The sequence below is a fragment of the Stenotrophomonas sp. YJH_SMC_21 genome (assembly GCF_059369555.1).
In genome coordinates, this window is sequence record NZ_JCAFSU010000015.1 from 1 (window position 1) to 26,683 (window position 26,683).

General features: G+C 67.8%; 23 protein-coding genes. 10 read left to right on the plus strand and 13 right to left on the minus strand.

Features of this window, described 5'->3' with window-relative positions; all coding sequences use genetic code 11:
* Nucleotides 1-255: 255 nt before the first annotated feature.
* The 4 genes from AC5P67_RS16440 to AC5P67_RS16455 all read right to left on the minus strand — a co-directional run bounded on the left by AC5P67_RS16440 (nucleotide 256) and on the right by AC5P67_RS16455 (nucleotide 4,330).
* Nucleotides 256-1,860, minus strand: coding sequence for an OpgD/OpgG family glucan biosynthesis protein (locus tag AC5P67_RS16440; RefSeq protein WP_012478684.1), 1,605 nt, complete (start codon nucleotides 1,858-1,860; stop codon nucleotides 256-258).
* A 106-nt stretch (nucleotides 1,861-1,966) separates the two neighbouring features.
* Complete coding sequence (mutM, locus tag AC5P67_RS16445) at nucleotides 1,967-2,779, minus strand: bifunctional DNA-formamidopyrimidine glycosylase/DNA-(apurinic or apyrimidinic site) lyase (RefSeq protein ID WP_005407488.1); 813 nt, start codon at nucleotides 2,777-2,779, stop codon at nucleotides 1,967-1,969.
* 19 nt (nucleotides 2,780-2,798) lie between these two features.
* Complete coding sequence (locus tag AC5P67_RS16450; RefSeq protein ID WP_111118447.1) at nucleotides 2,799-3,131, minus strand: EF-hand domain-containing protein; 333 nt, start codon at nucleotides 3,129-3,131, stop codon at nucleotides 2,799-2,801.
* Nucleotides 3,128-4,330: a DesA family fatty acid desaturase gene (locus AC5P67_RS16455; protein ID WP_111118446.1), complete on the minus strand. Its 1,203-nt coding sequence runs from the start codon at nucleotides 4,328-4,330 to the stop codon at nucleotides 3,128-3,130. Before AC5P67_RS16455 ends, AC5P67_RS16450 begins: the two co-directional genes overlap by 4 nt.
* A 151-nt stretch (nucleotides 4,331-4,481) precedes the next feature.
* Between AC5P67_RS16455 and AC5P67_RS16460 the strand changes: the two genes are divergently transcribed.
* Nucleotides 4,482-5,303 (plus strand): ABC transporter ATP-binding protein, encoded by an 822-nt coding sequence (locus AC5P67_RS16460; RefSeq protein ID WP_088435950.1) that lies wholly within the window; start codon nucleotides 4,482-4,484, stop codon nucleotides 5,301-5,303.
* A 251-nt stretch (nucleotides 5,304-5,554) separates the two neighbouring features.
* On the opposite strand, the gene AC5P67_RS16465 is transcribed toward AC5P67_RS16460, so the two are convergent.
* Nucleotides 5,555-6,757, minus strand: a complete 1,203-nt coding sequence (locus AC5P67_RS16465) for a DUF4785 domain-containing protein (protein ID WP_111118445.1) — start codon at nucleotides 6,755-6,757, stop codon at nucleotides 5,555-5,557.
* 11 nt (nucleotides 6,758-6,768) lie between these two features.
* Entirely contained in the window at nucleotides 6,769-7,647 is an 879-nt protein-coding gene (locus tag AC5P67_RS16470) for a lipase family protein (protein WP_099490817.1), read from the minus strand.
* A gap of 262 nt (nucleotides 7,648-7,909) precedes the next feature.
* Between AC5P67_RS16470 and AC5P67_RS16475 the strand changes: the two genes are divergently transcribed.
* The gene (locus AC5P67_RS16475) at nucleotides 7,910-8,749 is read left to right on the plus strand and encodes an acid phosphatase (RefSeq protein WP_111118444.1); all 840 of its coding nucleotides are present in this window, start codon (nucleotides 7,910-7,912) and stop codon (nucleotides 8,747-8,749) included.
* A 112-nt stretch (nucleotides 8,750-8,861) separates the two neighbouring features.
* Here AC5P67_RS16475 and AC5P67_RS16480 read toward each other — a convergent pair whose 3' ends face one another.
* On the minus strand, nucleotides 8,862-11,132 hold the full coding sequence (locus AC5P67_RS16480) for a TonB-dependent receptor (protein WP_005411806.1): 2,271 nt from the start codon (nucleotides 11,130-11,132) through the stop codon (nucleotides 8,862-8,864).
* A 158-nt stretch (nucleotides 11,133-11,290) separates the two neighbouring features.
* Here AC5P67_RS16480 and AC5P67_RS16485 point away from each other — a divergent pair, with 158 nt between their 5' ends.
* A complete protein-coding gene (locus AC5P67_RS16485; RefSeq protein ID WP_043035291.1) occupies nucleotides 11,291-12,307 on the plus strand; it encodes a TIGR00266 family protein in 1,017 nt (338 codons plus the stop codon).
* A gap of 634 nt (nucleotides 12,308-12,941) precedes the next feature.
* Nucleotides 12,942-13,934: a patatin-like phospholipase family protein gene (locus AC5P67_RS16490; RefSeq protein ID WP_005411784.1), complete on the plus strand. Its 993-nt coding sequence runs from the start codon at nucleotides 12,942-12,944 to the stop codon at nucleotides 13,932-13,934.
* 39 nt (nucleotides 13,935-13,973) lie between these two features.
* Here the strand turns inward: AC5P67_RS16490 and AC5P67_RS16495 are convergent, their stop codons facing one another.
* Nucleotides 13,974-14,459: an Lrp/AsnC family transcriptional regulator gene (locus tag AC5P67_RS16495; protein ID WP_005411782.1), complete on the minus strand. Its 486-nt coding sequence runs from the start codon at nucleotides 14,457-14,459 to the stop codon at nucleotides 13,974-13,976.
* A gap of 125 nt (nucleotides 14,460-14,584) precedes the next feature.
* Here AC5P67_RS16495 and phhA point away from each other — a divergent pair, with 125 nt between their 5' ends.
* Nucleotides 14,585-15,478 carry a phenylalanine 4-monooxygenase gene (gene phhA, locus AC5P67_RS16500; RefSeq protein WP_005411781.1) on the plus strand — a complete coding sequence of 298 codons (894 nt, stop codon included), beginning with the start codon at nucleotides 14,585-14,587 and terminating at the stop codon, nucleotides 15,476-15,478.
* A gap of 110 nt (nucleotides 15,479-15,588) precedes the next feature.
* Here the strand turns inward: phhA and AC5P67_RS16505 are convergent, their stop codons facing one another.
* Complete coding sequence (locus tag AC5P67_RS16505; RefSeq protein WP_032966127.1) at nucleotides 15,589-16,644, minus strand: LacI family DNA-binding transcriptional regulator; 1,056 nt, start codon at nucleotides 16,642-16,644, stop codon at nucleotides 15,589-15,591.
* A 238-nt stretch (nucleotides 16,645-16,882) separates the two neighbouring features.
* Between AC5P67_RS16505 and AC5P67_RS16510 the strand changes: the two genes are divergently transcribed.
* From AC5P67_RS16510 to AC5P67_RS16525, 4 genes are all read left to right on the plus strand, one after another.
* Entirely contained in the window at nucleotides 16,883-17,473 is a 591-nt protein-coding gene (locus AC5P67_RS16510) for a cysteine dioxygenase family protein (protein ID WP_005411799.1), read from the plus strand.
* A gap of 113 nt (nucleotides 17,474-17,586) precedes the next feature.
* Nucleotides 17,587-18,225: a bifunctional 4-hydroxy-2-oxoglutarate aldolase/2-dehydro-3-deoxy-phosphogluconate aldolase gene (eda, locus tag AC5P67_RS16515; RefSeq protein WP_005411778.1), complete on the plus strand. Its 639-nt coding sequence runs from the start codon at nucleotides 17,587-17,589 to the stop codon at nucleotides 18,223-18,225.
* Nucleotides 18,226-18,321: 96 nt separating this feature from the next.
* Nucleotides 18,322-19,350, plus strand: a complete 1,029-nt coding sequence (gene adhP, locus AC5P67_RS16520; protein ID WP_043035289.1) for an alcohol dehydrogenase AdhP — start codon at nucleotides 18,322-18,324, stop codon at nucleotides 19,348-19,350.
* 127 nt (nucleotides 19,351-19,477) lie between these two features.
* On the plus strand, nucleotides 19,478-19,870 hold the full coding sequence (locus tag AC5P67_RS16525; RefSeq protein WP_005411776.1) for a hypothetical protein: 393 nt from the start codon (nucleotides 19,478-19,480) through the stop codon (nucleotides 19,868-19,870).
* 71 nt (nucleotides 19,871-19,941) lie between these two features.
* On the opposite strand, the gene ligD is transcribed toward AC5P67_RS16525, so the two are convergent.
* From ligD to AC5P67_RS16540, 3 genes are all read right to left on the minus strand, one after another.
* Nucleotides 19,942-22,428, minus strand: coding sequence for a DNA ligase D (gene ligD / locus AC5P67_RS16530; RefSeq protein ID WP_111118473.1), 2,487 nt, complete (start codon nucleotides 22,426-22,428; stop codon nucleotides 19,942-19,944).
* A 3-nt stretch (nucleotides 22,429-22,431) separates the two neighbouring features.
* The gene (gene ku / locus AC5P67_RS16535; protein ID WP_005411774.1) at nucleotides 22,432-23,352 is read right to left on the minus strand and encodes a non-homologous end joining protein Ku; all 921 of its coding nucleotides are present in this window, start codon (nucleotides 23,350-23,352) and stop codon (nucleotides 22,432-22,434) included.
* Between the two features lie 164 nt (nucleotides 23,353-23,516).
* Nucleotides 23,517-23,915: a hypothetical protein gene (locus tag AC5P67_RS16540; protein WP_012478657.1), complete on the minus strand. Its 399-nt coding sequence runs from the start codon at nucleotides 23,913-23,915 to the stop codon at nucleotides 23,517-23,519.
* A 146-nt stretch (nucleotides 23,916-24,061) separates the two neighbouring features.
* On the opposite strand from AC5P67_RS16540, the gene AC5P67_RS16545 reads away from it, so the two are divergent.
* The gene (locus tag AC5P67_RS16545) at nucleotides 24,062-24,400 is read left to right on the plus strand and encodes a hypothetical protein (protein ID WP_005411772.1); all 339 of its coding nucleotides are present in this window, start codon (nucleotides 24,062-24,064) and stop codon (nucleotides 24,398-24,400) included.
* Between the two features lie 79 nt (nucleotides 24,401-24,479).
* Here the strand turns inward: AC5P67_RS16545 and AC5P67_RS16550 are convergent, their stop codons facing one another.
* Nucleotides 24,480-26,573 carry a TonB-dependent receptor family protein gene (locus AC5P67_RS16550; protein ID WP_049395278.1) on the minus strand — a complete coding sequence of 698 codons (2,094 nt, stop codon included), beginning with the start codon at nucleotides 26,571-26,573 and terminating at the stop codon, nucleotides 24,480-24,482.
* Between the last annotated feature and the right edge of the window lie 110 nt (nucleotides 26,574-26,683).

Here is a 26,683-nt window from a genome sequence, read left to right on the forward strand (position 1 = left end):
GCTTTGACCGATGTGGAGGTCTTGCAGGCCTCTTTGGCGACCTGCAGTTTGAAACGTGCGTCATATCTGTTCATGTATCCCTCGGGGTTGGATCTGACGTCCAACTCCCGGGGGTCACTTCATGGACGGGTTTACGGCGTCTCCCGCCACCGGACCCACCCCGCCTCCCCACAGGAAACCAGCTTCTGCTTCGGCTGTTGCTGTTGCTTTGACCTCGGCAGGTGCAGGGCTGCAAGCCCTGCAATCCCAAACCACTCAGTACAGCGTGCGCTCCGGCGCACCGGCCGGCGGCGGGGTGTACTGGTACAGCCAGGTCTCGGTCAGGGTCTTGCCGCCACTGCGCAGGAACAGGCGGATGTCGATCTGCTCGGTACTGCCCTCCGGCGGCACCAGGTCGAACATCGCGCGGTAGCCGTTGATCTCGCGCAGCGGACGCGCCGACACGATCTCGACCCGGCCGCGGCTGGCTTCCACCACCGCCTCGACCTCGCCCTTGTCGATCAGCCTGGCCAGTTCGCCACCTTCGAAGTCCACCGCGAAGCGCCAGCTGAAGTACTCGCGCTTCTTGCCGACCACGCCACCCAGGCCGGTGCGGCTGGCCACGCAGTGCGCCAGCGGCGGCCGTGCCGGCGGTTCGGCACCCCAGTACAGGCGGTAGCCGACCAGCAGTTCCTGGCCCGGCTGCGGTTTTTCCTTCGGGTTCCAGAACGCCACGATGTTGTCGAAGGTCTCGTCCACGGTGGGGATCTCCACCAGCTGCACCGAGCCCTCGCCCCATTCGCCCTTCGGCTCCACCCACAGGCACGGGCGCTTCTCGTAGAACACGCCGTCGTCCTGGTAATGGTCGAAGTTGCGGTCGCGCTGCAGCAGGCCGAAGCCGCGCGGGTTGCGGTCCACGAACATGTTGAAGCGCAGGTTGCGCGGGTTCAGCAGCGGCCTCCAGATCCATTCGCCGGCACCGGTCCACAGCGACAGGCCGTCGGTGTCGTGGATCTCCGGGCGCCAGTCCCAGGCCATGCGGCGGTCGTTCTCACCCACCTGGTACATGCTGGTGCACGGGGCGATGCCCAACCGCTCGATCGCCTTGCGCGGGTACAGCGCGCTGTCGATGTCCATCAGCAGCACGTCGCCATTGGTGATCGCGAAGCGATAGGCGCCCGCCACGCTGGGCGAATCCAGCAGGCCGTAGACCACAATCGTGTCCGAATCAGCCGAGGGTTGTTCCAGGTAATAGGCGATGAAGTCCGGGAATTCCTCCGGCTTGCCCATGCCGGTATCGATTGCCAGGCCACGCGCGGACTGGCCGTACTGGCCTTCCTTGCCGACGGCGCGGAAGTAGCTGGCGCCGAGGAAGGCGGCGAAATCGCGATCGGTGTCCTTGCGGGTGTTCAGGCGGAAACCGGCGAAGCCGAGATCGGCCGGCAGCTCGCCGTCCTTGATGCCGCTCTTGCCGTAGTTGAACGCCGCGCCGTCATAGGCCAGCTCCTGCGCCTTGCCGTCGACCACGTCGAACATGCGTACCGGCGAGTGGAAGTACAGGCCCAGGTGGAAGAACTTGGCCTGGAACTTGCCCGGCTGGTCAGCCCACAGCGCATGGTCCTGGCGGTAACCGATCGACTGGTACTGGTCCCAGTCCAGGCCTTCCAGGCGGCCCGGCAGCACCCGCTTGTGGCTCTTGTAGGGCGCCTGTGCCAGCGCGCGCGCCTGGCCCTTCAGGGTGGCGAAGTCGAACGGCTGCGGTTGGCCGAGGCGGCGCAGGCCCATCTGGCCACTCCTGCTGGCCGCGCACGCGGGCAGGGACGGCAGGCCGAATGCAGCCAGGGCGAGGGAGGCATTGCGGATGAAGTCGCGTCGTTGCATGCAGGCGCGTCAGGCACAGAGGGGAAGGTCGGCCATCATAGGCAGACAAACGTTAACGGGCAGCGGAGACGTGCCCTGCCCGTTCAGCTGCCGCTGGCCGCCTGCCTCAGCGCTGGCAGTGGCTGCACCAGACGCTGGCGCGCTGGCCGATGGTGGCGTGCTTCAGCGCGCGGCCACAGTTCGGGCAGGGCAGCCCGTCACGGCCGTACACCAGCAGTTCCTGCTCGAAGTAACCCGGCGCGCCATCGGGGCTGATGAAGTCACGCAGGGTGGTGCCACCACGGGTGATGGCGTAGCCGAGGATCTCCTTCACCGCATCGGCCAGCCGCTGGTAGCGCTCGCGCGAGATTTTCCCGGCCTCGCGCAGCGGACTGATGCCGGCCTTGAACAGGCTCTCGGCGGCGTAGATGTTGCCCACGCCCACCACCACCGCCTGGTCCATCAGGAAGGTCTTCACCGGCGCGCTGCGGCCACGGCTGCGGGCGAACAGGTAGTCCCCGTCGAAGGCATCGTCCAGCGGCTCCGGGCCCAGCCCCTGCAGCAGCGGGTGGACTTCGCCGGCCGGCTGCCACAGCAGGCTGCCGAAGCGGCGCGGGTCGTTGAAGCGCAACAGGCGGCCGTTGTCCAGGCTGATATCCACATGGTCGTGCGCGCGCAGCGGGGTGTCGCCGGGCAGCACGCGCAGGCTGCCGGACATGCCCAGGTGCAGCACGGCGCTGCCGATGGCGGTGTCCAGCAGCAGGTACTTGGCGCGACGGCGGATGTCCTCGATGCGCTGCCCCGGCAGCAGCTCGGCCACTTCCGGCGGAATCGGCCAGCGCAGGTCGGCGCGGCGCAGGATCACGCCATGCACGCGGCGGCCCTGCAGGTGCGGCGCCAGGCCGCGGCGGGTGGTTTCGACTTCGGGCAGTTCAGGCATGAACCGATTCTACGCCCGCTCAGCGTGGCGGCGCCGCCAGTTCACGGGCATCCAGGACACCATCACCGTTGGCATCCTGCTTATGGAAGCGCTGCACGATCACCTGCCGCTGCTGCTCGCGGCGGATCGCCCTGCCCTTGCCACCGGGTAGCTCGTCGGCGCTCAGCACGCCATCGCCATTGCGGTCCATGCGGTCGAAGGCATACAGCATCCACTGCACGTACTCGGATTCACTCACCCGGCCGTCGCCATCGCTGTCCATCCGCTGCAGGTAGCTGGTGGTATCGGTGACCTGGGCCAGCGCCGCACCCGGCAGCAGCACCGCCAGCAGAACTCCGTACCCTGCCCTCACGCGCCCACCAGGCTGTAGCCCTTCAATCGCGCAGCGTAGGCCTGCAGCGCCGCGATTCCGCTTTCCTCGGCCTCGCGGCACCAGGCCTGCAGCTGGTGCAGGCGCTCGGCGGCATCGTGGCCGCGGGCCTCGAGCAACGCGGCCAATCGCGCGCGGTACTCGACCAGGGTGCGGATGCGCGGGCGCTGTGCCACCCATTCGCTGAGCTGGGCACGACTGTCCGGCTTCAGCCAGCGGCCATCGTTGACCAGGCCACGGCGCAGCCGGCGCGGCAGCCGGCGCCGCAGCTTGGCCCCAGCGTGGGCGGCTTCCTCGCGCAGGGCCGGCATGAACACGTTGCGCTGATAGTCGGTCATCGCCTGGAAGCGGTGCGAGAGCAGCGCCTTCAGGGTCTCGGCATCGGGCACGGCGATGTTCGGGCGTACGTCCATGGCCGGTGCAACGCGAAGCACCTTGGCCAGGCGCAGCGCCTGCAGCAGGCGGATCGCACTCCAGCCGATGTCGAATTCCCAGCGCCGCATCGCAAAGCGCGCCGAACTGGGGAAGGCATGATGGTTGTTGTGCAGCTCCTCACCACCGATCCAGAACCCCCACGGCGTCAGGTTCGTGGAGGTATCGGCCGATTCGTAGTTGCGGTAGCCCCACCAGTGGCCCAGGCCATTGACCACGCCCGCGGCCCAGAACGGGATCCACGCCATCTGGATCGCCCACAGGGCCACGCCGGGCAGGCCGAACAGCACGCTGTTGATCGCCAGCAGCAGCACCGGGCCCAGCGTGGCGTGCGGGGTATACAAATGGCGCTCGATCGCATCATCCGGGGTACCGCGCCCGTACTGATCGATGTCCGCGCGCATGCCGCGTGCCTCCCGGTACAGCTCCACGCCGTGCCAGAACACCTTGCCGATGCCGCGGGTGACCGGGCTGTGCGGGTCGTCCTCGGTCTCCACCTTGGCATGGTGCTTGCGGTGGATGGCCACCCACTCGCGGGTGATCATCGAGGTGGTCAGCCACAGCCAGAAACGGAACACGTGGGCCAGCGCCGGGTGGAAATCGACGCCGCGATGGGCCTGGCTGCGGTGCAGGTACAGGGTCACCGAGAAGATGGTGATCTGGGTGAAGACCAGCAGCACGCCCAGCATGGCCCACCAGCCGAGGCCGAGCACACCACCGGTCAACAGGGACATCAGGGCATCGGGCATGGCGGCTCTCCGTATCGACGCGGGGATGGCAGACATCATGGGCGCTTGCGTTGCAAACTGCATCCCTGCGGCGGTGATTGCCACCGTCATCCGTGGCACCGTTCACAGTTGGGGACCTGAGTTGTCGAGCCTTGATCCACGCGCCAGCACCATGACCGCCGCCCCGCCCCTGGCGGAGCCGCCCCCCTTGATCGAACTGGACCGCGCCACCGTGGTGCGCGGCCAGGTGAAGGTGCTGCACGGGCTCAGCCTGCGCATTGCGCAGGGCCAGCACACCGCCCTGCTCGGCCCCAACGGCTGCGGCAAGTCGACCTTCATCAAGCTGATCACCCGCGAACTGTATCCCCTTGCACAGGGAGACGGCTCGGTGGCGGTGAAGGTGCTGGGCCAGAACCGCTGGCAGGTGGACCGGCTGCGTTCGCAGCTGGGCATCGTCACCGGCGACCTCAGCAGCAATCTGGCCGACATGCCCGGGCTGACCGTGGAACAGGCGGTGCTGTCCGGCTTCTTCGCCAGCTACGTGGTGCCGGCCTTCCGCGAAGTGACCGCCGACATGCGCACGCGCGTCGGCGAGACACTGGCGATGACCGGCGCCCTGTCCCTGCGCGAACGCGCCTATGCCGAGCTGTCGGCCGGCGAGACCCGCCGCGTGCTGATCGCCCGCGCGCTGGTCAATCGGCCGCAGGCACTGCTGCTGGACGAACCCTCCACCGGGCTGGACCTGGTCGCCCGCGAGCAGCTGGTGGCGACCATGCGGGTGCTCGCCCAACAGGGCATCACCCTGGTGCTGGTGACCCACCACATCGAAGAGATCATTCCCGAGATCGAACGCGTGGTGCTGCTGCGCGACGGCCGTGTGCTGGCTGATGGCACCCGCGCCGAACTGCTGCGCAGCGCGCCGCTGTCGGCGGTGTTCGGTGGCGCGATCACCGTGTGCGAGCAGGAAGGCCGGCTGACCGCGTACGCGGGGTGAGGCGGAGCCCTCGGGGGAAACAAGGAGCCTGGAAACCGACAGGCTCGGAAACCGACAGGCCTGGGAGACCGACGGCGGTAGAGTCGACTGTTGGTCGACTATCGCGCGCAGCGCGGGACCTTTGCGATCCAGGCGAAAGGCAGTCGACTAACAGTCGACTCTACCCCGTCGTGGTGTCATTCCCGTCGCGATGCCATTCCGTCGCCATGCCGGTGCAGCGGGCCGGATGTTCCGGCCCGCCACCGCCTTGCTCAGAACCGCAACGCCAGTGCGCGTGACTCGATCGGTGCCATCCGGCTCTGGTCCTGCAGCTGCAGGTCGCGCAACTCGTACGGCGCGCCGAAGCCAGCCGGCAACGCGGCCTGGTCGAACGGCAGCACCAGCTGGCCACGCCCCGGTCCATCGAACCACGCGGCCGCGTGCGCCTGCGCCACCGGCTTCAGCTGGCCATCGCGGCCGGTGGCATACAAGGTGCCACGCGCCTCGTAACGACCGGCGGCGGCCACCTGCAGCGGCAGCGCTACCTGGCGGCTGGCCGGGTCCGGTGCCGCCTGGCCACTGAAGCGCGCAGTGGGCCGCGCCACCGCGAAGGCCACCTTGCCATCGCGCAGCACGCCATCGGCCTGGGCGAACACCTGCAGTTCCCACAGCCCCTGCACGCTGCCGACATCAGCCGGAATCCGCACCTGCGCACGCAGGGCACCATCGGTGGTGCGCAGCAACCGCTGCGGCCAGCTGCGGCCATCGGGCGCGACCAGCAGGGCTTCACCGCCCAGGCCGCCACGACGCGAGGCCAGCTGCGCGGTGGTGGCGCCGTCTTCCAGCAGGCGTGCCTGCAACTGCACGTTGCCACCGGCCAGCACCTGCGCCTGGTTGGCCTGCACTTCCAGCCGCAGCGGGCTGTTCGGCTCCAGCACCTGCACCACGTAGCGGCCCTGTGCCTGCGCGCTCTGCAGCGTGTACGCACCGGCGGCACTGGTCGCGCCGGTGCGCAGCATGCTGCTGCCATCCCTCACCGGCATGCCGGCCTGCTGCAGCGCGCGCGCGTCGACACTGCGGGCCACGCTGCTGCGGCCCGCCGGGTCGCGCACTTGCAACGCATTTGCCGGCACTGCCCGCGCGCCTTCGGCCGGGCTCAGCTGGATCACCGCGTCGGGCGCCGTCAGCGGCAACTCCAGGCCGCGTTGCAGCTGCGCGCCATCGACCTGCTGCCAGTAGCTGCGGCTGACCGAGGCGTACGGCGTGGCCGCCTGCAGCGATTGCGCCGGGTCCAAGGCCCAGGCGAAGGACAGCGGTGCGCGTTCGCTGTCATCGGCGGGCAGCGGCGCGCCCACCAGTGCCGCAGGCACCTGATCGCCCGCGCGGGCGGCCTGCAGCGGCTGCGCGGCCTGCGCTGCGGAAAGGGACAGTACTGCCAGCACGGCGCCGGCCAGCAGGGTGGATTGAATCGTCATGGTCGTCTCCCTCACTGGATCAGGTCGTTGCGCAGCAGGGTGCCCAGGCCGAAGCACTCGCGGCGGCTCTGGTTGTGGCTGAGCGGTTCTGCGCCCTGGGTACGCGCCTTGTCGGTGAACCAGGTGGTGCCGGCGGCCATCTGGCTGCTGCACTCCAGGAAGCCATCGGAGCAGGACGACAGCCAGTTCTGGGTGAACTCCAGGCCGACGTTGGCGGCATAGCCGCCGCAGTAACTGTTGCTGTCCCACACCGCCGATTCCACGTCGCTGCCGACCACCGCGCGGAACGGCTTGGGCAGCGCTGGGCGACCGGCCGTGCCATACAGGTTCTGCGCGTTGTAGGTGGCCATGCTCGCCACCTGCTGCTGGCGCACCGCGTCGTTCTTGTAGCCCAGCAGCCAGCCCAGCGAGGTTTCAAAGGTGTTGCCGTTGAGTACCGCATCGGCCAACGGCGTACCCGCCGAGGAAGGTGCCAGCGCGGTGACCTTGCGCACCGTGCGGATGATCTTCGGATAGCGGCTGTCGTAGGTCGGGTTGGACAGGATCCAGCGCACCACATTGCCGCCGTTGGAATGGGTGATCACCACCAGCTGGGTGATGCCACGGCTGTCGATGAAGCTGGTCAGCTGGTTGGCCAGGCAACCGGCAGCTTCGGGCTTCCACATGTACTGGGTGAAGTCACAGTTGATGACCACGTAGTTGCTGCTGTTCGGCAGGCCCTGGCGCACGGTGTCGATGATCGCCGGCTGCCAGTAGTCCTGGGTGGCGTTGGTCTGCGCGCCGGTGCCATGCACGAAGGCCACGCCGACCACGTCGGCGGCCTGCGCCGGCGCTGTTGCAAGCCCGAGGAGCAGGGCCAGGACGGTACTTCCTGTTGCGGTGCTGCGCATCGCTTCTCTCCCTCTGTCTTCGGATCCCCCCGACCCGGCTGGAACTGGACGGCCCTGGCGCTTGCCGTTGTGCCGATGCTCGCGGTGCAGCGGCGTGAAAGTCCGTGCGCTGCGCCCGGAATCAGGAGACTGACGTCAAACGATGACGCTTTTCATATCGCGACAATGACCATGCCGGGTCTGGCCGTATGACCGATGGCCACTGCAGTGTCGTATGGGGGCTGCGATCATGGCGCGTTGTTTTCTCTCCCGGAGCCTGTCCATGTCGCTGATTTCCCACCCTGCCCGCCCGCTGCTCGGCCTTGCCGTCGTCGCGGCCCTGGCCGGTTGTGCCGCCACCGCCACCAAGCCGACCGCCGTCGAAGCCAACATCACCACCAAGGCGGTGGGCTATCTGGACAAGAGCGCGGTTCCGGCCAGCCTCGACCTGGTACCGGCACCCCCGGTGGCCGGTTCGGCCGCGCTCGCCCTGGACGAGCAGGTCAGCCGTGAAGCCCGCGCGCTGCGTGGCAGCCCGCGCTTCGCCCAGGCCGGTGTCGATGCGGAACTCGGTTTCCCCGAAGGCGCCAACCACTTCTCCTGCGCCGCCGACATCGACGTCGATGCGGTGAAGACCCCGGCGCTGTATCGCCTGCTGGAGCGCAGCCGGATCGACGCCAGTGCGGCGACCAAGGCGGCCAAGAACCACTACCAGCGCCCGCGCCCGTTCATGGTCAACGGTGAACCGACCTGCTCGCCGAAGGACGAGGAAGGCCTGCGCAAGAACGGTTCCTACCCGTCCGGCCACACCTCGATCGGTTGGGCCTGGGCACTGATCCTGTCCGAGATCGCGCCGGACCGCGCCGATGCCATCCAGGCCCGTGGGCGCAACTACGGCGAGAGCCGCCTGGTCTGCAACGTGCACTGGCAGAGCGACATCCTCGAAGGCCGCTTCATGGGCGCCGCCGCCGTGGCCCGCCTGCACGACAACGCCGCGTTCAACAAGGACCTGCTGGCCGCGCGCAAGGAGATCGCTGCCGCGCGCAAGGCCGGCCTGCATTCCAGCCGCGACTGCGCGACCGAGAACGCGGTGCTGAAGGTGCGCCCGCAGAGCGCGCTGTAAGCGCGCGCCGGATCACTCGTTGCCGGCCAGCGGCCGGCACTACCAATGGGCGTAAGGAAGAAGGGCCGGCATTGCGCCGGCCCTTCTTCATTGCATCAACGCAGCCACCGCATCAGAACTTCGCGGTGAACTCCACGCCCCAGGTACGCGGCTCGTTGAGGAAGCCGGTCAGGTTGTTGAAGTCGATCGCGCCGACCACGCGGGTCTGGTTGGTCAGGTTGCGGCCGAACACGGCTACGTCGTACTGGCCGTAATCCCAGTTGTAGCCCAGGCGCAGGCCGCCTTCGAGCGAACTACGGCCGCGGAATTCCGGCGACTCGTAGATGAAGAAGTTCACCGCGCTGCGGTAGGCCCAGTCCGTGTAGGCGTACAGCTCGCTGCCATCGCTGAGCGGGAAGCCCACGCGCAGGGTCGCGTTGTGGATCCACTTCGGCGCCTGCGGCAGCGGGTTGCCGTTCACCAGCGCATAGGTCTGGCCGTTGATCACCGTGGTCGGGTCGTTGATGGTGCAGCCACCGCCGCAGATCGCCACCGCCAGATCCTTGTCCTTGATCTCGGTGTCGTTGTAGCTGCTGCCGAAGGTCAGCAGGACGTTATCGGCCAGGTAGGCTTCCAGGTCCAGTTCCACGCCCTGGCCGATGGTCTTGTCGGCGTTGAGCAGGGTGGCGGTGTTGTTGCTGCCACCCACCGCGATCAGCTGCTGGCCGTCGACGTTGTAGCGGAACACGCTCAGGCCCAGGCGCGCGCGGCGCTCGAACAGGTCGGCCTTGATGCCGGCTTCATACGAGATGACCTTCTCCGAATCGGCCTGCGACAGGCCCGGCGCGAAGGCCAGGCGGCCCTGGATCGACGGTGCGCGGAAACCCTTGGCCACGCGGGCGTAGGCGTTGATGTCGTCGGTCAGCTTGTAGACGCCGCTGACATCCCAGCTGACGTCGTTGACGTCGGTGTTGGCCAGGTACGGGCCGCTGACCGGGGTGCCGAACGGAACGGCCTGCAGCACGCTGGCGCTGAAGTCCTTCTTGTCCTGGGTGTAGCGCACGCCGGCGCGCAGCTTGAAGCGATCGGTGACATCGAAGTCGCCCGAAGCGAACACCGCCCAGGCCTTGTTGCGCTGGTTCTGCACCACGTGGCCGGTCTGCGGATTGCCCGGGGCCAGCGAGTCGTAGTTGAAGTTGTTGATGGTCACGTCTTCATCGAAGTAGAAAACGCCGGCCTGCCAATCGAAGCGGCCCCACTCGTTGGACTCGACGCGGAATTCCTGCGTCCACTGGCGATGGTGTGGCAGGCCATCAGCCGACTCCGAGGAGAACGGAATCAGGCCCGGGCCGTAGTTGCCAGCACCGAGGAAGGCCGCACCGTAGCCGCCGTCGATGTCGCCACGGTTGAGCGATTCGGCGGTCTCGTAGCCGGTGATCGAATGCAACGTCACCGAGCCGAGGTTCCACTGCAGGCGCGCGCTGCCGCCCCAGGTTTCCAGGTCGGAGAAGTTGACGCCGTCGTTGGCCACCTTGTCGCGGTCGAAGTTCTCGACCAGCGAATTGCCACCCTTCTGGATGATGTTGGCGCGGAACAGGCGGGCGGTGCCGTTGAGCTTGCGCTTGTGCAGGTTGAACAGCGCTTCGAAGTCGTCGCCTTCGTACAGGAACTGCACGCGGCCGGCGGCTTCGTCATAGCCTTCGAAACCACTGTTGGGGGCACCGGCGCGGGTGTTGTCGACCCAGTCATCGCGGCGCTGGTAGATCGCCGAGACACGTGCCGACCAGCGGTCGGTCAGCGGGCCGCCGTAGGCGCCCTGCACGTTCCAGCTGTTGTAGCTGCCGTAGCCCACGCGCACGTAGCCGTCGGCATCCTGCGACGGTCGCGCCGAATCGAACTTGACCACGCCGGCCGGGGTGTTGCGGCCGAACAGCGTGCCCTGCGGGCCACGCAGCACTTCCACGTTGGCCAGGTCGAACAGCGGGAAGCCCTTCAGCAGCGGGCTTTCCTGCACCACGTCGTCATACACCAGCGACACCGGCTGCGAAGCATTGAGGTCGAAATCGGTGTTGCCCAGGCCACGGATGTAGAAGCGCGGGAAGGCACGGCCGTAGGACGACTCGATGTTGAGGCTGGGCACGCGCGCGGCCAGGAAGCGGATGTCATCGCCGGCCGAGCCGAGCACATCCAGCTTCTCGCCCTGGATCGCGCTCAGCGCGACCGGTACGTCCTTGGCGTTCTCGACGCGGCGCTGCGCGGTCACCTGCAGGGCATCGAGGGCAACCGGATCCTTGGCGGCGGGGGTTTCCTGAGCGGCTGCTACCAGCGGCAGCAGGGCGGAAAGAGCGGCAACGAGGGGGCGCGCGACCGGAAGGCGGCCACGGGAAGTACGGGTCGGGGACATGGCGGTAGGCTGTGTTTGGAGGGGTGGTAAAACGGCGCTACCAGATAATTGTTGCAATACAGCACCTACGCCGCAAATGCCCGCCGTTCATGGCCCCGTCGCCGGCGCCCCCGGGCGCTCGCTAGACTCGGGGTTTCCAACGCGACGGACCCGCCACCATGACCCAGTGGTACTTCCATGCCTCCGCCCAGGCCGAGCGCATCGGCCCGCTTGATGACGAGGCCGCGCGCCGCTACGCGCAGGCCAATCCGCGCGCGCTGGCCTGGTGCCAGGGCATGAGCGGGTGGACGCCGATCGCCGAGGTGGCCGAGCTGCAGGCGCCGGCCCCGGGCATGCCCAACACCCCACCGCCGGTCCCCGCCGGCGTCAGCGGCCGCGCCGACGACATCGAGTTCCGCATCGTCGGCCATGAAATGCAGTTCGTGGAGATCGAGCTCGACCCCGGCGAGAGCGCCATCGCCGAGGCCGGCGCATTGATGTTCAAGGACGCCACGGTACAGATGGACACGGTGTTCGGCGCCGCCAACGGCGACCAGGGCGGCGGCTTCATGGGCAAGGTGATGGCCGCCGGCAAGCGCGTGCTGACCGGCGAGAGCCTGTTCGCCACCGTCTACACGCAGAGCGGGCACGGCAAGGGCAAGGTCGCCTTCGCTGCGCCCTACCCGGGCACGGTGCTGGCGATGAAACTGGACCAGCACGGCGGCCGCCTGATCTGCCAGAAGGACAGCTTCCTGGCCGGTGCGCGCGGCGTGCAGATCGGCGTGCAGTTCCAGCGCAAGATCATGACCGGCCTGTTCGGTGGTGAGGGTTTCATCATGCAGAAGCTGGAAGGCGACGGCTGGGTGTTCATCCACGCCGGCGGCTGCGTGGTGGAACGCGAGCTGGCTGCCGGCGAGCGCCTGGACGTGGATACCGGCTGCGTGGTGGCCTACCACCCGACCGTGGACATGGACGTGCGCCGTGTTGCGGGCATCAAGAGCATGCTGTTCGGCGGCGAGGGCGTGTTCCTGGCCACGCTGACCGGCCCAGGCAAAGTCTGGCTGCAGTCGCTGCCGTTCTCGCGCCTGGCCGGCCGCATGTGGATGGCCGCGCCGCAGGGCGGTGGCCAGAACCGCGGCGAGGGTTCGGTACTGGGCGGCCTGGGCCGGATGCTGGACGGCGACAACCGCTTCTGACCGCCTCCGGTCGTGCCGGCCGCTGGCCGGCAACCCCATGGACCTTGGCACGCATCCCGGTAGTGCCGGCCGCTGGCCGGCAACCCCATGGACCTTGGCACGCATCCCGGTAGTGCCGGCCGCTGGCCGGCAGCCCCATGGACCTTGGCGCGCATCCCGGTAGTGCCGGCCGCTGGCCGGCAGCCCCATGGACCTTGGCACGCATCCCGGTAGTGCCGGCCGCTGGCCGGCAACCCCATGGACCTTGGCACGCATCCCGGTAGTGCCGGCCGCTGGCCGGCAACCCCATGGACCTTGGCGCGCATCCCGGTAGTGCCGGCCGCTGGCCGGCAACCCCATGGACCTTGGCGCGCATCCCGGTAGTGCCGGCCGCTGGCCGGCAACCCCATGGACCTTGGCACGCATCCCGGTAGTGCCGGCCGCTGGCCGGCAACCCCATGGACCTTGGCGCGCATCCCGGTAGCGTCGGGCGCTGGCCGGCAACCCCATGGACCGTTGCCAGTTTCCCTATGGTTGCCGGCCAGCGGCCGGCACTACCTTTATGAATGGGCGATATTTCCCACCCTGCCCGCCCCGCCACGGCTTCGGTATGCTGGCGCCCTTTCCTGAATCCGGCGCCGCGAGCGCACTGCCGATGAGCCTGTTCCGCCCCCGCATGCTGCTGTCCGTCGCCCTGATCGGCCTGCTGGCCGGCTGCGGTGGCGATCCGGTCCGCCCTACGCCGCCGCCGGCGCCGACCGTGGTGCCACAGGCCAAGCCGGTGAAGATCGGCATCGCCCTCGGCGGTGGCGCGGCCAAGGGCTTTGCCCACATCGGCGTGATCAAGATGCTGGAGGCCAATGGCTTCGAACCGGCGGTGGTGTCCGGCACCAGTGCCGGCAGCGTGGTCGGCGCGCTGTACGCCAGCGGCATGGACGCGTTCCAGATGCAGAGCAAGGCGGTGGCGCTGGATGAAGCCAGCATCCGCGACGTGCGGCTGTTCTCCGGTGGCCTGGTGCAGGGCCAGAAGCTGCAGGACTACGTCAACGAACAGGTTGCCAACCGTCCGGCCGAACGCCTGAAGAAGCCGTTCGCCGCCGTCGCCACCCAGCTGGAAACCGGCGAGCGCGCGATCTTCGTGCGCGGCAACGTCGGCCAGGCGGTGCGTGCGTCGAGCAGCATTCCCGGCGTGTTCGAACCGGTGAAGATCGGTGGTCGCAACTACATCGATGGCGGCGTGGTCAGCCCGGTACCGGTGGATGCCGCGCGCCAGCTCGGCGCCGACTTCGTGATCGCCGTGGACATCTCCAGCAAGGCCAGCGGCAAGGCGCCGACCGACATGCTGGGCATCGTCAACCAGTCCATCTCGATCATGGGCCAGCGCCTGGGCGAGCAGGAACTGGCGCGGGCCGACATCGTCATCCGGCCGAAGGTGCTGGACATCGGCGCTGCCGATTTCAGCCAGCGCGGCACGGCGATCCTGGAAGGCGAAAAGGCCGCGATGGCCGCGATGCCGCAGATCCGCGCCAGGATCCAGCAGCTGCAGCGCGCGCGTGCCGCCGCCGCTGCACCGGCGCCGGTGGCTGCCCCCAAGTGCGAGGAAGCCTCGCGCCTGGGCAAGCTGATGGGCCGCAAGGACAAGTGCTGATCCCTTGATGCCTGGCCACCGGGCATGCCCGGTGGCCGCTCAGGACTCCAGCTGCGAAAGCGGCAGTGCCTGGAAACCCTTCACCGTGCGCAGCACGAAGCTGGAATTGGCATCAGCCACGCCACCGGCGTTGAGCAACCGGTCCAGCAGGAAGCGCGAGAAGTGCTCCAGGTCGCGCACGTAGACGTGCAGCAGGTAGTCCATGTCGCCGGTCAGCGCATGGCAGGCCACCACCTCGTCCCACGCTTGCACGCTGTCCACGAAGTGGCCGATGGCGGCCTGGTCGTGCTTTTCCAGCTGCACGCGCACGAAGGCCTGCAGGCCCAGCCGCAGCTGCCGCGGCTCCAGCCGCGCGCCATAGCCGACGATCACACCCTCGCTTTCCAGCCGCTGCAACCGCCGCAGGCAGGCCGAAGGAGAAAGATTCACCCGCGCCGCCAGTTCGGCGTTGGTGGCGCGCCCATCCCGCTGGATTTCAGCCAGCAGGCGTATATCCGTGCGATCAAACTGGACTTCTCCGGCCATTGTTGCCCCGCAACATGGTGAGTACGCAAGGATATTGCGCCAACAGGGCCAACGGGCGCAACTTTTGCAACCCTGTTGCGCGTGCTCTGCCCTAGCATCGTAGGCATCCCGTCAAGGAGTGCCCCATGGACCTCGCCCAGCCCCGCCGCGTCGAACACCAGCAGACCGACAAGGGCTACGTGCCGGTGTACACCACCGCGCTCGTCGAGCAGCCGTGGGACACCTATACCGCCGACGACCACGCCACCTGGAGCACGCTGTACCAGCGCCAGCGTGAGCTGCTGGTCGGCCGCGCCTGCCAGGAGTTCCTGGATGCACAGGACGAGATGGGCATGAGCGCGCACATGATTCCGCGCTTCGACCAGCTCAACGAAGTACTGGGCGCCGCCACCGGCTGGACCCTGGTCGGCGTTGAAGGCCTGCTGCCGGAACTGGATTTCTTCGACCACCTGGCCAATCGCCGTTTTCCGGTGACCTGGTGGATCCGTCGCCCGGACCAGATTGATTACATCGCCGAGCCGGACCTGTTCCACGATCTGTTCGGCCACGTGCCGCTGCTGATGAACCCGGTGTTCGCCGACTACATGGAGGCGTACGGCCGTGGCGGCGTCAAAGCCCATGCGATCGGCCCGGACGCGCTGCAGAACCTCACGCGCCTGTACTGGTACACGGTGGAATTCGGCCTGATCGATACGCCCGAAGGCCTGCGCATCTACGGCGCCGGCATCGTGTCGTCGAAGGGCGAGTCGCTGTACTCGCTGGAATCGGCCGCGCCCAACCGCATCGGCTTCGACCTGCAGCGGATCATGCGCACGAAGTACCGCATCGACACCTTCCAGAAGACCTACTTCGTCATCGACAGCTTCGAACAGCTGATGCAGGCGACGTCGCCGGACTTCACCCCGATCTACGCGGCACTGGCCGACCAGGCGCACCTGCCTGCCGGTGACGTGCAGGGCGATGACCGCGTGTTCCAGAAGGGCACCGGCGAAGGCTGGGCCGACGGCGGCGACGTGTAAGCGCACGGCGTACAGCGCTTCGCATTGAAAGGAAAACGGCGCACCTGGATGCGCCGTTTTCGTTGTTGCCTGCCTGCGCCATTGCAGCGGCGCAGGCGAGGGCAGGGCACTCAGGCGTCCACGGCGCGGCAGGAACCACGCACCATCAACTGCGGATGCACGCTGGCTGCGGTCGGCGCATCCGGCAGATCGGTCTGCACCAGCATCGCTGCGGCCATGCGGCCGATGTCGGACACGTGGCGGCGCACCGAGGTCAGCGGCGGCCACAGCCGCGAGGCCAGCGGGCTGTCGTCGTAGCTGACGATCGACAGCTGCTGTGGCACGGCAATACCCGCACGCAGCGCGACCTGGTAGACACCGGCCGCCATCTCGTCGTTGCCGGCGAAGATCGCACTGGGGCGGCGTTCCCCCAGCAGCAACCGTTCGGCGGCATGCACGCCGGATTCGAAGGTGTCGCCCGCTTCCAGCACGCGCTCGCCCGGCAAGGTCAGCCCCACCTGGGCCAACCGGTCAAGGAAGCCATGGGTACGCTCACGCGCCGCGCGCCGGTCACCCGGTCCGGCGATCACCGCGATGTCGCGGTGGCCGAGCGAGAGCAGGTAGCCCGCTGCTGCTGCCGCGCCATCGCGATCGTGGGTGACCACCGCCTGCACGTCTTCTTCCGACGCATGCGCGTTGATCCGCACGTAGCGGCAGTCGATGTCGTCCAGCATCTGCGCGAGTGCAACCGATTCGGATGCACGCGGGCCGAGGATCACCCCATGCAGCTTCTGCTGCTGCACGAAGCGGCGCACGCCCTGCGCGCACTCCGGGTCCTGGCTGTCGCAGGGATGCACCACCAGCTCATAGCCGGTGCCGCGCAGCGCTTCCAGCGCGCCGTGCTGCAGGTCGACAATGCATTGGGCGCCGGGGTCGTCGTACACCAGCCCGATCAGGAAGGAGCGGCGGAACGCGAGTCCGCGCGCCAGGGGGTCGGGCACGTAACCGACCTCGCGCATCAACGCCTCGACCTTGTCGCGGGTGTCTTTGCGCACCAGCGGCGAGTTGTTGATGATTCTTGAAACCGTTTTCTTGGAAACTCCCGACAGTCGTGCGATGTCGTTGATCGTGGCAGCCTTGCCTTTCGATGCCGGCAACGCGGCATCGCTCATATTTCGCACTGACATGTATAGAACCAGGTAAGTCGGAGAATTCTAGCCTTGCGCCCGTCGGGCGCGAAGTTGCGGAATGTCGCAGCTGGAGCGGCACAGATCGTGTTCGACACGTTCCACCGCGTGGGGTTCCATTGTGATCGCTCTACTGCGTTTGCATCTGAACCGTTTTTCACGCGTGCTTGCCATGAATGCGGGTGCCACGCGCGCGAACACCAACATTCCCTTAACCATGCTCCGCTACAGTCGGGGCATGGACCTGCAGACTTCTCCGTTTCCGGCGTTCCGTGGCCGCGACCGGTTGATCGCCGCAGTCGACGCGGCGATGACCTCCGGTGATGCCGGGCGCATCACCGCCGACCTGCAGCTGGCGCTGCAGGAAGCCATTGCGGACAGCCGCATCGAGCTACCCGAATGCGTGCACCGTCCGGTCAGTGATCATTACGCGCGACGCCCGCTGTACCACAGCCAGGAACACGGCTACAGCGTGATTGCCATGAGCTGGGGCCCAGGGCAGGGCACGCCGCTGCACGACCACGATGCCATGTGGTGTGTGGAGGGCGTGTGGTTGGGGGAACTGGAGATCACCCGTTACGAGCTGCTGGAATGCGCCGGCGAACGCTGGCGCTTCCGACGCCACGCCGCGCTGCGCGGGGGCTGCGGCAGCGCCGGCAGCCTCATTCCACCTCACGAATACCACACCCTGCGCAATGCCAGCGATGAAGCCCTGGCCATTTCGGTGCATGTATACGAAGCGCCGATGGAACGTTCCGCGGTGTTCGACCCGCTTGGGGGTGACTGGTACCAGCGCCGCATCCAGGCACTGCAGGCCGACGCAGTCTGAATCCGCCGCAGGGCAGGGTACCAGCACCTTTGCAGCGCGCATGGCATCATGCGCCGCTGCGCTGCCGGACCCGGCGGCGATCCGCGATGCCCCATCGGGCAAGGAGCAAGACCATGTCCAGCGCTGATCCGCGCCTGCGCGCGCTGTTGAAGCTGGCACCGGTGATTCCGGTGTACACCCCCGAAGATGTGAATGAGGCGGTCGAAGTGGCCCAGGCGCTGTTCCGCGGCGGCCTGCCGGTGATCGAAGTGACGCTGCGCACGCCGCAGGCGCTGGATGCGATCAAGGCCATGGTCGAGGCCGTGCCCGATGCTGTCATCGGCGCCGGCACCGTGCTCAACGCCACGCAGATGCAGGCGGCGAAGCAGGCCGGCGCGCGCTTCGCGGTGTCGCCCGGTGCAACGCCGGCGCTGTATGCCGCCGCGCGCGATGCCGACCTGCCGTACCTGCCCGGTGCCGCCACCGCCTCGGACCTGATCCTGGGCCTGGAGCACGGCACGGACACCTTCAAGTTCTTCCCGGCGGTGCAGGCCGGTGGTGCTGCGCTGCTGGCGGCCTGGCATGGCCCGTTTGCCGACGTGCGGTTCTGCCCGACCGGTGGCATCAGCGCGCAGACCGCGCCGCAGTTCCTGCACCTGCCCAACGTGCTGTGCGTGGGCGGCTCGTGGCTGACCACCCCGGCGCTGCTGCAGACCCGTGACTGGGACGCCATCGAACGACTGGCGCGCGAAGCATCGGTACTGGCCAGCTGAACCTGCTGCACGGATCTTCAAAGGTTTGATCGTGATCAAAGCGCCGGCCTCGAGCCGGCGTCATTCTGTGGGCAAGCGCACTGCGGAGATCCGAACATGCAATCCACCATGAAGGCCGCCGTCGTACGCGAGTTCGGCAAGCCGCTGGTCATCGAGGAAGTCTCGGTACCGCGCCCGGGGGCGGGCGAGGTGCTGGTCAGGATCGAGGCCTGTGGCGTCTGCCACACCGACCTGCACGCCGCCGAGGGCGACTGGCCGGTGAAACCGAACCCGCCATTCATCCCCGGCCACGAGGGCGTGGGGCACGTCGTGGCCGTGGGAGGCGGGGTAGGGCACGTCAAGGAAGGCGACAGGGTCGGCATCCCCTGGTTGTACTCGGCGTGTGGCCATTGCGAACACTGCCTGGGTGGCTGGGAAACGCTGTGCGAGACGCAGCGCAACACCGGTTACTCGGTCAACGGCGGCTTCGCCGAGTACGCACTGGCCGATGCCAACTATGTCGGCCTGCTTCCGAAGGAAGTGGGCTTCGTCGAGATCGCGCCGGTGTTGTGCGCCGGCGTGACCGTATACAAGGGCCTGAAGGTGACCGACACCAAGCCCGGGGACTGGGTGGTGATTTCCGGCATCGGTGGCCTAGGCCACATGGCGGTGCAGTACGCCCGTGCGATGGGCCTGAATGTGGCTGCGGTGGACGTGGACGACAACAAGCTGGCATTGGCCCGGCAGCTCGGCGCGCAGATCACCGTGAACGCGCGTACCACCGATCCGGCCGCATTCCTGAAGAAGGAGATCGGCGGTGCGCACGGCGCCCTGGTCACGGCGGTTTCGCCGAAGGCGTTCGAACAGGCTCTGGGCATGGTCCGCCGCGGTGGCACCGTGTCGCTCAATGGCCTGCCGCCCGGCAACTTCCCGCTGGACATCTTCGGCATGGTCCTCAACGGCATCACCGTGCGCGGCTCGATCGTCGGCACCCGGCTGGATCTGCAGGAGTCACTGCAGTTCGCCGCCGAAGGCAAGGTCGCAGCCACGGTCAGCACCGACCGCCTGGAAAACATCAACGACGTGTTCGCGCGCATGCACGCGGGCACCATCGAAGGCCGCGTGGTGCTCGACTTCGCCGCCTGACTGCCTGTGCATGGCCGCCGCTGCTCCGTACCCCTCTCCCACGGGCACGGCGGCCATGCCGATCCATCGGTAGTGCCGGCCGCTGGCCGGCAACGCGGGCACTCTGTGGCAGCCGTACAATACGCGCATGCCTGGCCTGCTCAAGACCCTGTTCCTGTCCATCGTCGCCCTGATCGGCGGCGTGCTGTCGCTTGCGCTGGTCAGCAGCGTCGCCGGCTGGCTGCCGCCGTTGCTGGGCCTGTCGCCGGACAGCAACAGCGTGCAGTTGGGGTGGGACCTGGCCTTCAGCGTACTCGGTGGCGTCGCCGGCATTTCCTTCGCCACCTATTACGCACCGTGCTGGCCGCGTTCACATGGCTTCTCGATCTGGTCGCTGATCGCGCTGGGCTGTGGCTACGCGATGTGGACGGCGGGTGCGGACTTCCCGTTCTGGTTCGTCATTTCGCTGTTGGCATCGCTGCCGTTGCAACTGCTGGTCGGTTGGTGGTTCGGGCGCCGCCCCTCGCGCGATCTGCGCTGAGCGCATGCAGGTAGTGCCGGCCGCGGGCCGGCAACTGCAGGATGGCCGAGGTTGCCGGCCAGCGGCCGGCACTACCGCTTCAGCGACGGCAGCCTCTGCTTCAACCGCGCGATGCCCTGCCATGGGTCACCCTTCAGCCGCTTGGCGCGCGCCAGCGCCTTGGCCATCGGAAACGCGTCGGCCGCGCTCACCCGGGCCAGTTCTTCCCAGCGCAGCGGCACCGCCACGCCGGCAGCATCGCGCGCGCGCAGCGACCACGAACACACGCTGGTGGCACCGCGTGTGTTGCGCAGCCAATCGATGAAGATCACGCCGCCGCGCTTGGCCTTGCTCATCGTCGCCACGTAGCGATCAGGCTGCTCCAGCGCCATTGCCTGCGCGAACGCCTCGCAGAACGCCTTGGCCTCGTCCCAGCCAGCCTTGGGCTGCAGCGGCACCACCACGTGCACGCCCTTGCCACCGGACAGCCGCACGAAGCTCTGCAGGCCCACCTCCTGCAGGCGGTCACGGACATCGCGCGCAGCGGCCTTCACCTGTGCCCAGCTCACCCCTTCGCCGGGGTCGAGATCGAACACCAGACGATCCGGGTGCTCGGGATCGGCCACGGTCGCGCCCCACGGATGCAGTTCCAGGGTGTTCATCTGCACCAGCTGCAGCAGGCCCCGCGCATCGTCGACGTAGACGTAATCCTCGCGGCCGCTCTTCTGCTGCAGGGGTACCGCATGTACCGCGTCCCCCAGACCGGGGCCATGGTGCTTCTGGAAGAAGCAGGCCTTGCCCACGCCGTCCGGGCAGCGCAGCAGTGACAGCGGACGTCCGGCAATCTCGGGCAGGATCCAGCGCGCCATGCGCTGGTAGTAGTCGGCCACGTCACCCTTGCGCAGTTTCTGCCTTGGAAACACCACCCGCTCCGGATGAGTGATCTCGACCTCGCCTCCGGTCTCGGTATCTGCGGTGCTCATTCCCAGGTCCTCCTTCTGCTTGTCGCTGCGCAGTCGCTTGAAACTGGCCTGGCGCAGCAGGCCTTCCTTGCCCCAGCCACGGAAGGCCACCTCGGCCACCGCCACCGGCTTCACCCAGCGTACGCTGGCAGCGCGGAACGGCACATGCGCCGGCAGCTGCAGCACGGGCGTCTTCACCGCCAATGGCTGCAGTGCCTTGAGCAGCGCGCGCAGGCTTTGGTCGTCGAAACCGGTGCCAACGCGGCCCACATAGCGCAAGCCGCCCTTGTCCGGCGTCGCCAGCAGCAGCGAGCCGAACCCCACCCGTGAACCCTTGGGTGCCGTGTAGCCGACGATCAGGAACTCGTCGGTGTCTTCGTGCTTCACCTTCACCCAGCTGCGCGCGCGGGTATTCACGTACGGGGCATCCACCTGCTTGCTGACGGTGCCTTCGAATCCGGCCTTGCCACTGGCATCGAACACCTGCGGGCCATGGTCGATCACGTGCTCGCTGAAGGCCAGGGTGCCAGGGGCCGGCCCAATGAGCTCTTTCAGGAGTGCTTTGCGCTCCAGCAACGGCGCACGACTGATATCCGCTCCAGCCACGCCCGGAAGATCGAACACGATGTAGCGCAGCGGTTGCTTCGAACTGCCGTCGATCACCCGCTGCAACGCTGCGAAGTCACTGCGTCCTTCCTTGTCCAGCACCACCAGTTCGCCGTCCAGGCGTGCATCGCGCACCGGCAGCGCCTGCACGGCCTGCACCACTTCGGGAAAATCATCGGTCCAATCCAGACCATTGCGGGAGCGCAGCTTGACCTCGCCATTGTGCAGATCCGCCAGCAGGCGATAGCCATCCCACTTGATCTCGTGAAGCCAGCGGTCGCCGTCCGGCGCACTGTCGCGATGATCGGTCAACTGCGGTTTGAATGCATGCGGGTAGGGTGCGTCACGTGCGCCGTGCAGTTGCAGCGCGCGTGTATGCCAGCGCACATCGGCCTTGCGTGTGGTCGTGCGTGCGACGAGTGCAGCTCGCGCCGTCTTGTCCGCGGAACGCTTCTTCGCCGCAGGTGTTCGTTTCGGCATCGGTGCCGTCAGCAGGTCATCCGCCTCCGCGTCGCGCGCTTCCCCGTCACCGCGCTTGATCAACAGCCACTGCACCTGGCGTCCTTTCATCGCGGTCCGCACCAGCTTCCAGCCACCGGCCAGGCGTTGTCCATGCAGCACGAAGTCGATCTTGCCCGCCGCCAGTGCCTGCAGTGGATCGCCTTCACAGGCCCAGGTGCCGTGATCGAAGACTTCCACGTGGCCCGCACCATAGTGACCTTCAGGAATGTCTCCCTCGAAACCGGCGTAGGACAACGGATGGTCTTCCACTTCCACGGCCAGCCGCTTTTCACCGACGCGCAGGGAAGGCCCCTTGGGCACCGCCCAGCTCTTCAGTACGCCGTCCATTTCCAGGCGGAAGTCATAGTGACGCGAGCTGGCATGGTGCAGCTGGATGACAAAGGTCGGCCGCTGCTTCGGGTCGCCCGGTGCGGGCGTGTCGTCGGGCTCCGTTGTCTGCCCGGCGCCACCGCCAAGCCGGCGTTTGCGCCGATACTGGTGCAACGACATGGCTCACCCCGCCTTGCGTCGGGGTGCGGTCTTCTTTGCAGCCTTCTTCGTTGTCTTCTTTGCGGCCTTCTTCACTGGCGACTTGGCGGCTGCTTTGCGCGTTGCGGCCTTCTTCGCTGGCGTTCGCTTGTTCGCATCCAGGCTCTTCTGCAGCAGCGCCATGAAGTCGACCACATTGGTACTGGCGTCCTCGCGCGGTGCCGGCTCATCGTCCACCCGCGTGGTGCCGCCCTTGGACTTGATGCGCTTGTTCAACACCTGCTGCAGGCGCTCGCGGAATTCATCGTGGTACTGCGACGGATCCCAATCGCCGGCCATCGACTCGATCAACTGCTCGGCCATCGCCGTTTCCTTGCTGGTGATGCGATAGTCGGACAGCTTGCCGGTGGGCAGCTTGTAGTCCTCGGGATCCACCAGTTCCTGCGGATAGCGCAGGATCATCAGCACCAGCGCGTCCTCATGCGGCATCACCGCACACAGGTATTCGCGCGTACGCACCACCACCCGCGCGATGCCCACTTTGCCGGTGCTGCGCAACGTTTCGCGCAGCAGCACATAGCCCTTCTCGGCCTTCTTGCCGGGCACCAGCAGATACGGTTTCTCGTAATAGCGCGGGTCGATCTGCGCCGCATCCACGAATGATTCCACCTCCACCGCTTCGTGGCTTTCAGGCGCGGCCGAGCGGATATCACCTTCCTCCAGCACGACATAGCTTCCCTTGTCGTACTCATAGGCTTTGACGATGTCCTTCCAGGGCACCTCCTCGCCGGTGTCGGCGTTGACCCGTTCGAAACGGATCGGCTTGCGGTCGCGGGAATCGAGCATGCGGAACTGCAGGTCGACCTTGCGTTCGCCGGACATCAGCGACACCGGCACGTTGAGCAGGCCAAACGACAGCGTGCCGGTCCAGATCGGGCGGGCCATGGGCGTACCTTTGGCGGAACAGGGCATCCAGCTTCGGATGGGCGGTGTAAACCACCCGTGTCGATACCGTGCACGTGGGTTCTACGCAGATGCGGTAGTGCCGGCCGCTGGCCGGCAGAGCTCGCGGCCTGAAGTTTCCTGGGGTTGCCGGCCAGCGGCCGGCACTACTGCAGCAACGGCCTCACCGCCGCCGCCGGAATATGGTCCAGCGCGCGCCAGGCGTCTTCCACCACCGGCCGCGCCTGCGACCAGCCCAAGCGTGACTGCCCGCGCATCTGTTCCCAGTGCTCGGCCAGTTCCTCGCAGGTATCGGCGGCATCACCGCGTGGCCAATCCGCAGCATGCGTGGTCAACGCGAAGGCATACACCGGGCACAGGTCGCGCCAGTTCCGGTGGCTCTGCCCGCGGCGCTCCTCGTAGTCGCTGAGCATGTACTGCAGGTAGTCCTGCGCCACCGCCTGGGGGTCTTCATGGCGACGCGTACGGCGCTGCGCGCTGCGCTGGCCGAGCGGATCGAGCAGGGCGTTGAACACGGACGGTGCGGGTCGTTCAAGACGGGGCATGGCCGGCTCCTGCAGCGGGGGCGGGTGGGCAGGAATACGCGCGGTGCCGTTACCGGGGGGTGAGCGAGATGTTCATGACGCCAGGTTCGCAACGGCTTTACCTGCGGGGCGGTGTAGTGGAATCCCCCAAGGGCAGGTACCAGACCATGAGCCGAGAGACCTCGCGAGACCCGCTGCGGGAGAACCACCCGCCCATTCCCGGCGAGCAGCGCGGCAAGCGCGATGCCGACAACGCCGACTACCGCGGCACCGGCGCGCCGTTCTTCGATGCCGAGCACGACCACCTGCCGGTGAAGCACGAGGCTGAACAGGCGGCCCAGGACCGCAAGGATGGTGGCGACCGCCATCGCGGTGGCCAGGAGAGCCCGCTCAAGCGCCGTGAACGCAAGCAGCGCGCCAGCGACAACCAGGACGAGGCGCTGGAGGAGACCTTCCCGGCCAGCGACCCGACCTCGCCGTTCGTGCCAGCCAAGGCCCCCGACTGACCGGTAGTGCCGGCCGCTGGCCGGCAACCCCCTGACGCCCTGCGCGGCGCGATGCCGGCCAGCGGCCGGCACAACCAACTCAACGCCACGACCATTGCAGGCCGACGTTGGCTCGCCGTCCCGGTCCTGGCTCGTAGAAGCGACCATTGCCGTCATTGACGATCACCGAGCCGATGTAGGCCTGGTCCAGCACGTTCTCCAGCCGGGCGAAGGCGCGCAGCTCGCCGCCCGGCAGCGTCCATCGACGGCCGGCTTCCAGGTGCAGCAGGGCGTAGCCCGGCGCGCGCTCGGTGGCCACGTCATTGACCACGGTATCGCTGCTGGCCGTTGCCTCCAGCGCCCACTGCCAATCGGCAGGGCTCCACTGCAGCCGGGCGAAGGCCTGCTGGCGCGGCACGCCGGGCAGACGGCTGCCTGCAGCGACCAGGGTGTTCGAGGTCAGGTACGGCGAGCGCACCTGCGCCTGCAGCCAGGTCCACGCCAGCTGCAGTTCCAGGTGCTCGGCCAGCGGCTGTCGGTACTGCAGCTCCAGCCCCTGGCGGCGGGTGCGGCCAATGTTGCGGTAGGTGCTGCGTCCGCCGATATTGCTGGCAACGGCCAGCTCGTCGTCGGTATCTGCACGGAACAGGCTGATATCGAGTTGGTTGCCATCCTGTGCGTGCCACTTGCTGCCAACCTCGATGGAGCGGCTGCGCGCGGCGGCCAGATCCAGTGCCAGCCCGGCTTGGCCGTCGGCGCGATAGCCCAGTTCGTTGAAGGTGGGGGTCTCGAAACCACGCCCCACGGCCGCGTGCAGCCGCCACTGCGGGCTGGCCTCGAAGCTGACGCCTGCCACCGGCGTGGTCGCCTGGTAGCGGCGGTGGCCACTGTCGTCGGGGTTGGCGCCGACGATGTAGCGGTCATTCGATTCGAATCGCACGGCGCTGTGGCGCAGCCCGGCCAGCAGCGACCAACGCGGGCTCCATTGCCACCAGGCCTGGGTGAACTGATCCACGTTCTGCACGACGTCGATCTGGTCACGACGCAGCCGCCCACGCACGCCCAAGGCGCTGCCGATGAAGTTCTCGAAGCCGGTGCGGTGCTGGCGCTGGCGGTCGGCGCTGAGCCCGGCTACCAGGTCCAGCGGTCGCCCGGCCAGATCACCGTGCCAGCCCCAGCGCGCGTCCAGCCCGCCATAGCCGCCCTGCAGATCGATCACGCCGCCGGCATGCAGCGGGCTGTTGGTCTGGGGTGCCGGCGGAATCGGCAGGTACTGGCGTACCGCGCGCTGGCCGGCATAGCCCATCAATTGCCAGCGCTGCGCTCCCGTTTCACGGGTCCAGCGCAGGCCGGCCTGCTGCTGGCGCACGGTTTTGCGGGTGTTGTACTGGTGCGCGACTGCCGTGGCCTGGCGCGGATCAGCCGCCACCTGGGCACGGGTCAGGCCCAGCGGATCCTGCGCATCGGGGGCGTCAAGCGCATTGAGCAGCAGCTCCAGCCGCCCGCCGCCCAGCTCTCCACCGATGCGTGCGTTGAGCGATTCACGGCGCGCGCGGCTATGGTCCCGCCAGCCATCGGTGCGGAAGTGATTGGCGGCGATGTTGTAGTCCAGCACTTGACCGGCACCCTTCAGCTGCGCACCGACACTGAGCGTGTTGTCGGCGCCGGCATTCACGCGCAACCGCCAAGGGTCGCCGGCCTGGCCCTGCGCGCTCCAGACCTGCAGCACGCCGCCGGAGGAATTGCCGTACAACGCCGAGAACGGCCCGCGCAGCACCTCGATGCGCTCGGCGCCCAACAGGCTGGCATGCGACAGCTGACCCTGGCCGTCAGGCATGGTCGCCGGCACCCCGTCGATCAGCACCCGCACCCCGCGCACGCCAAAGGTCGAGCGTGCGCCGAAGCCACGAATCGACAGCTGCGTGTCCTGGGCGAAGTTCTGCCGGTCACGTGCCAGCAGTCCGGGGACCCCGGCCAAGGCCTCAGACAGCTGCGCGCCGGTGCCCGCGCGGCTGGCGTCGATCCAGACCGTGTCCTGGCTGGCCGGCAGCGCAAACGGATCGATGCCCGGCACCCGGGCGGCCTGTACCTGCACCGCAGGCAGGGCGGTGGGCGCAGGCTCGGCCACCGCCGTCCAGGGCGACAGCAGCAGGGCGGACAGCGGCAGGCAACGGTGTCGTGCGGCGGGATTCATGATTCAGGTTGATGGATCGGGCGGCAACGCACGCCATGGTACGGGGCCGCGGATGACGATGGCGGCGGCCAGCCCCGGCAGGCTTTGTTACGATGGGCTGTTTCCGGCCG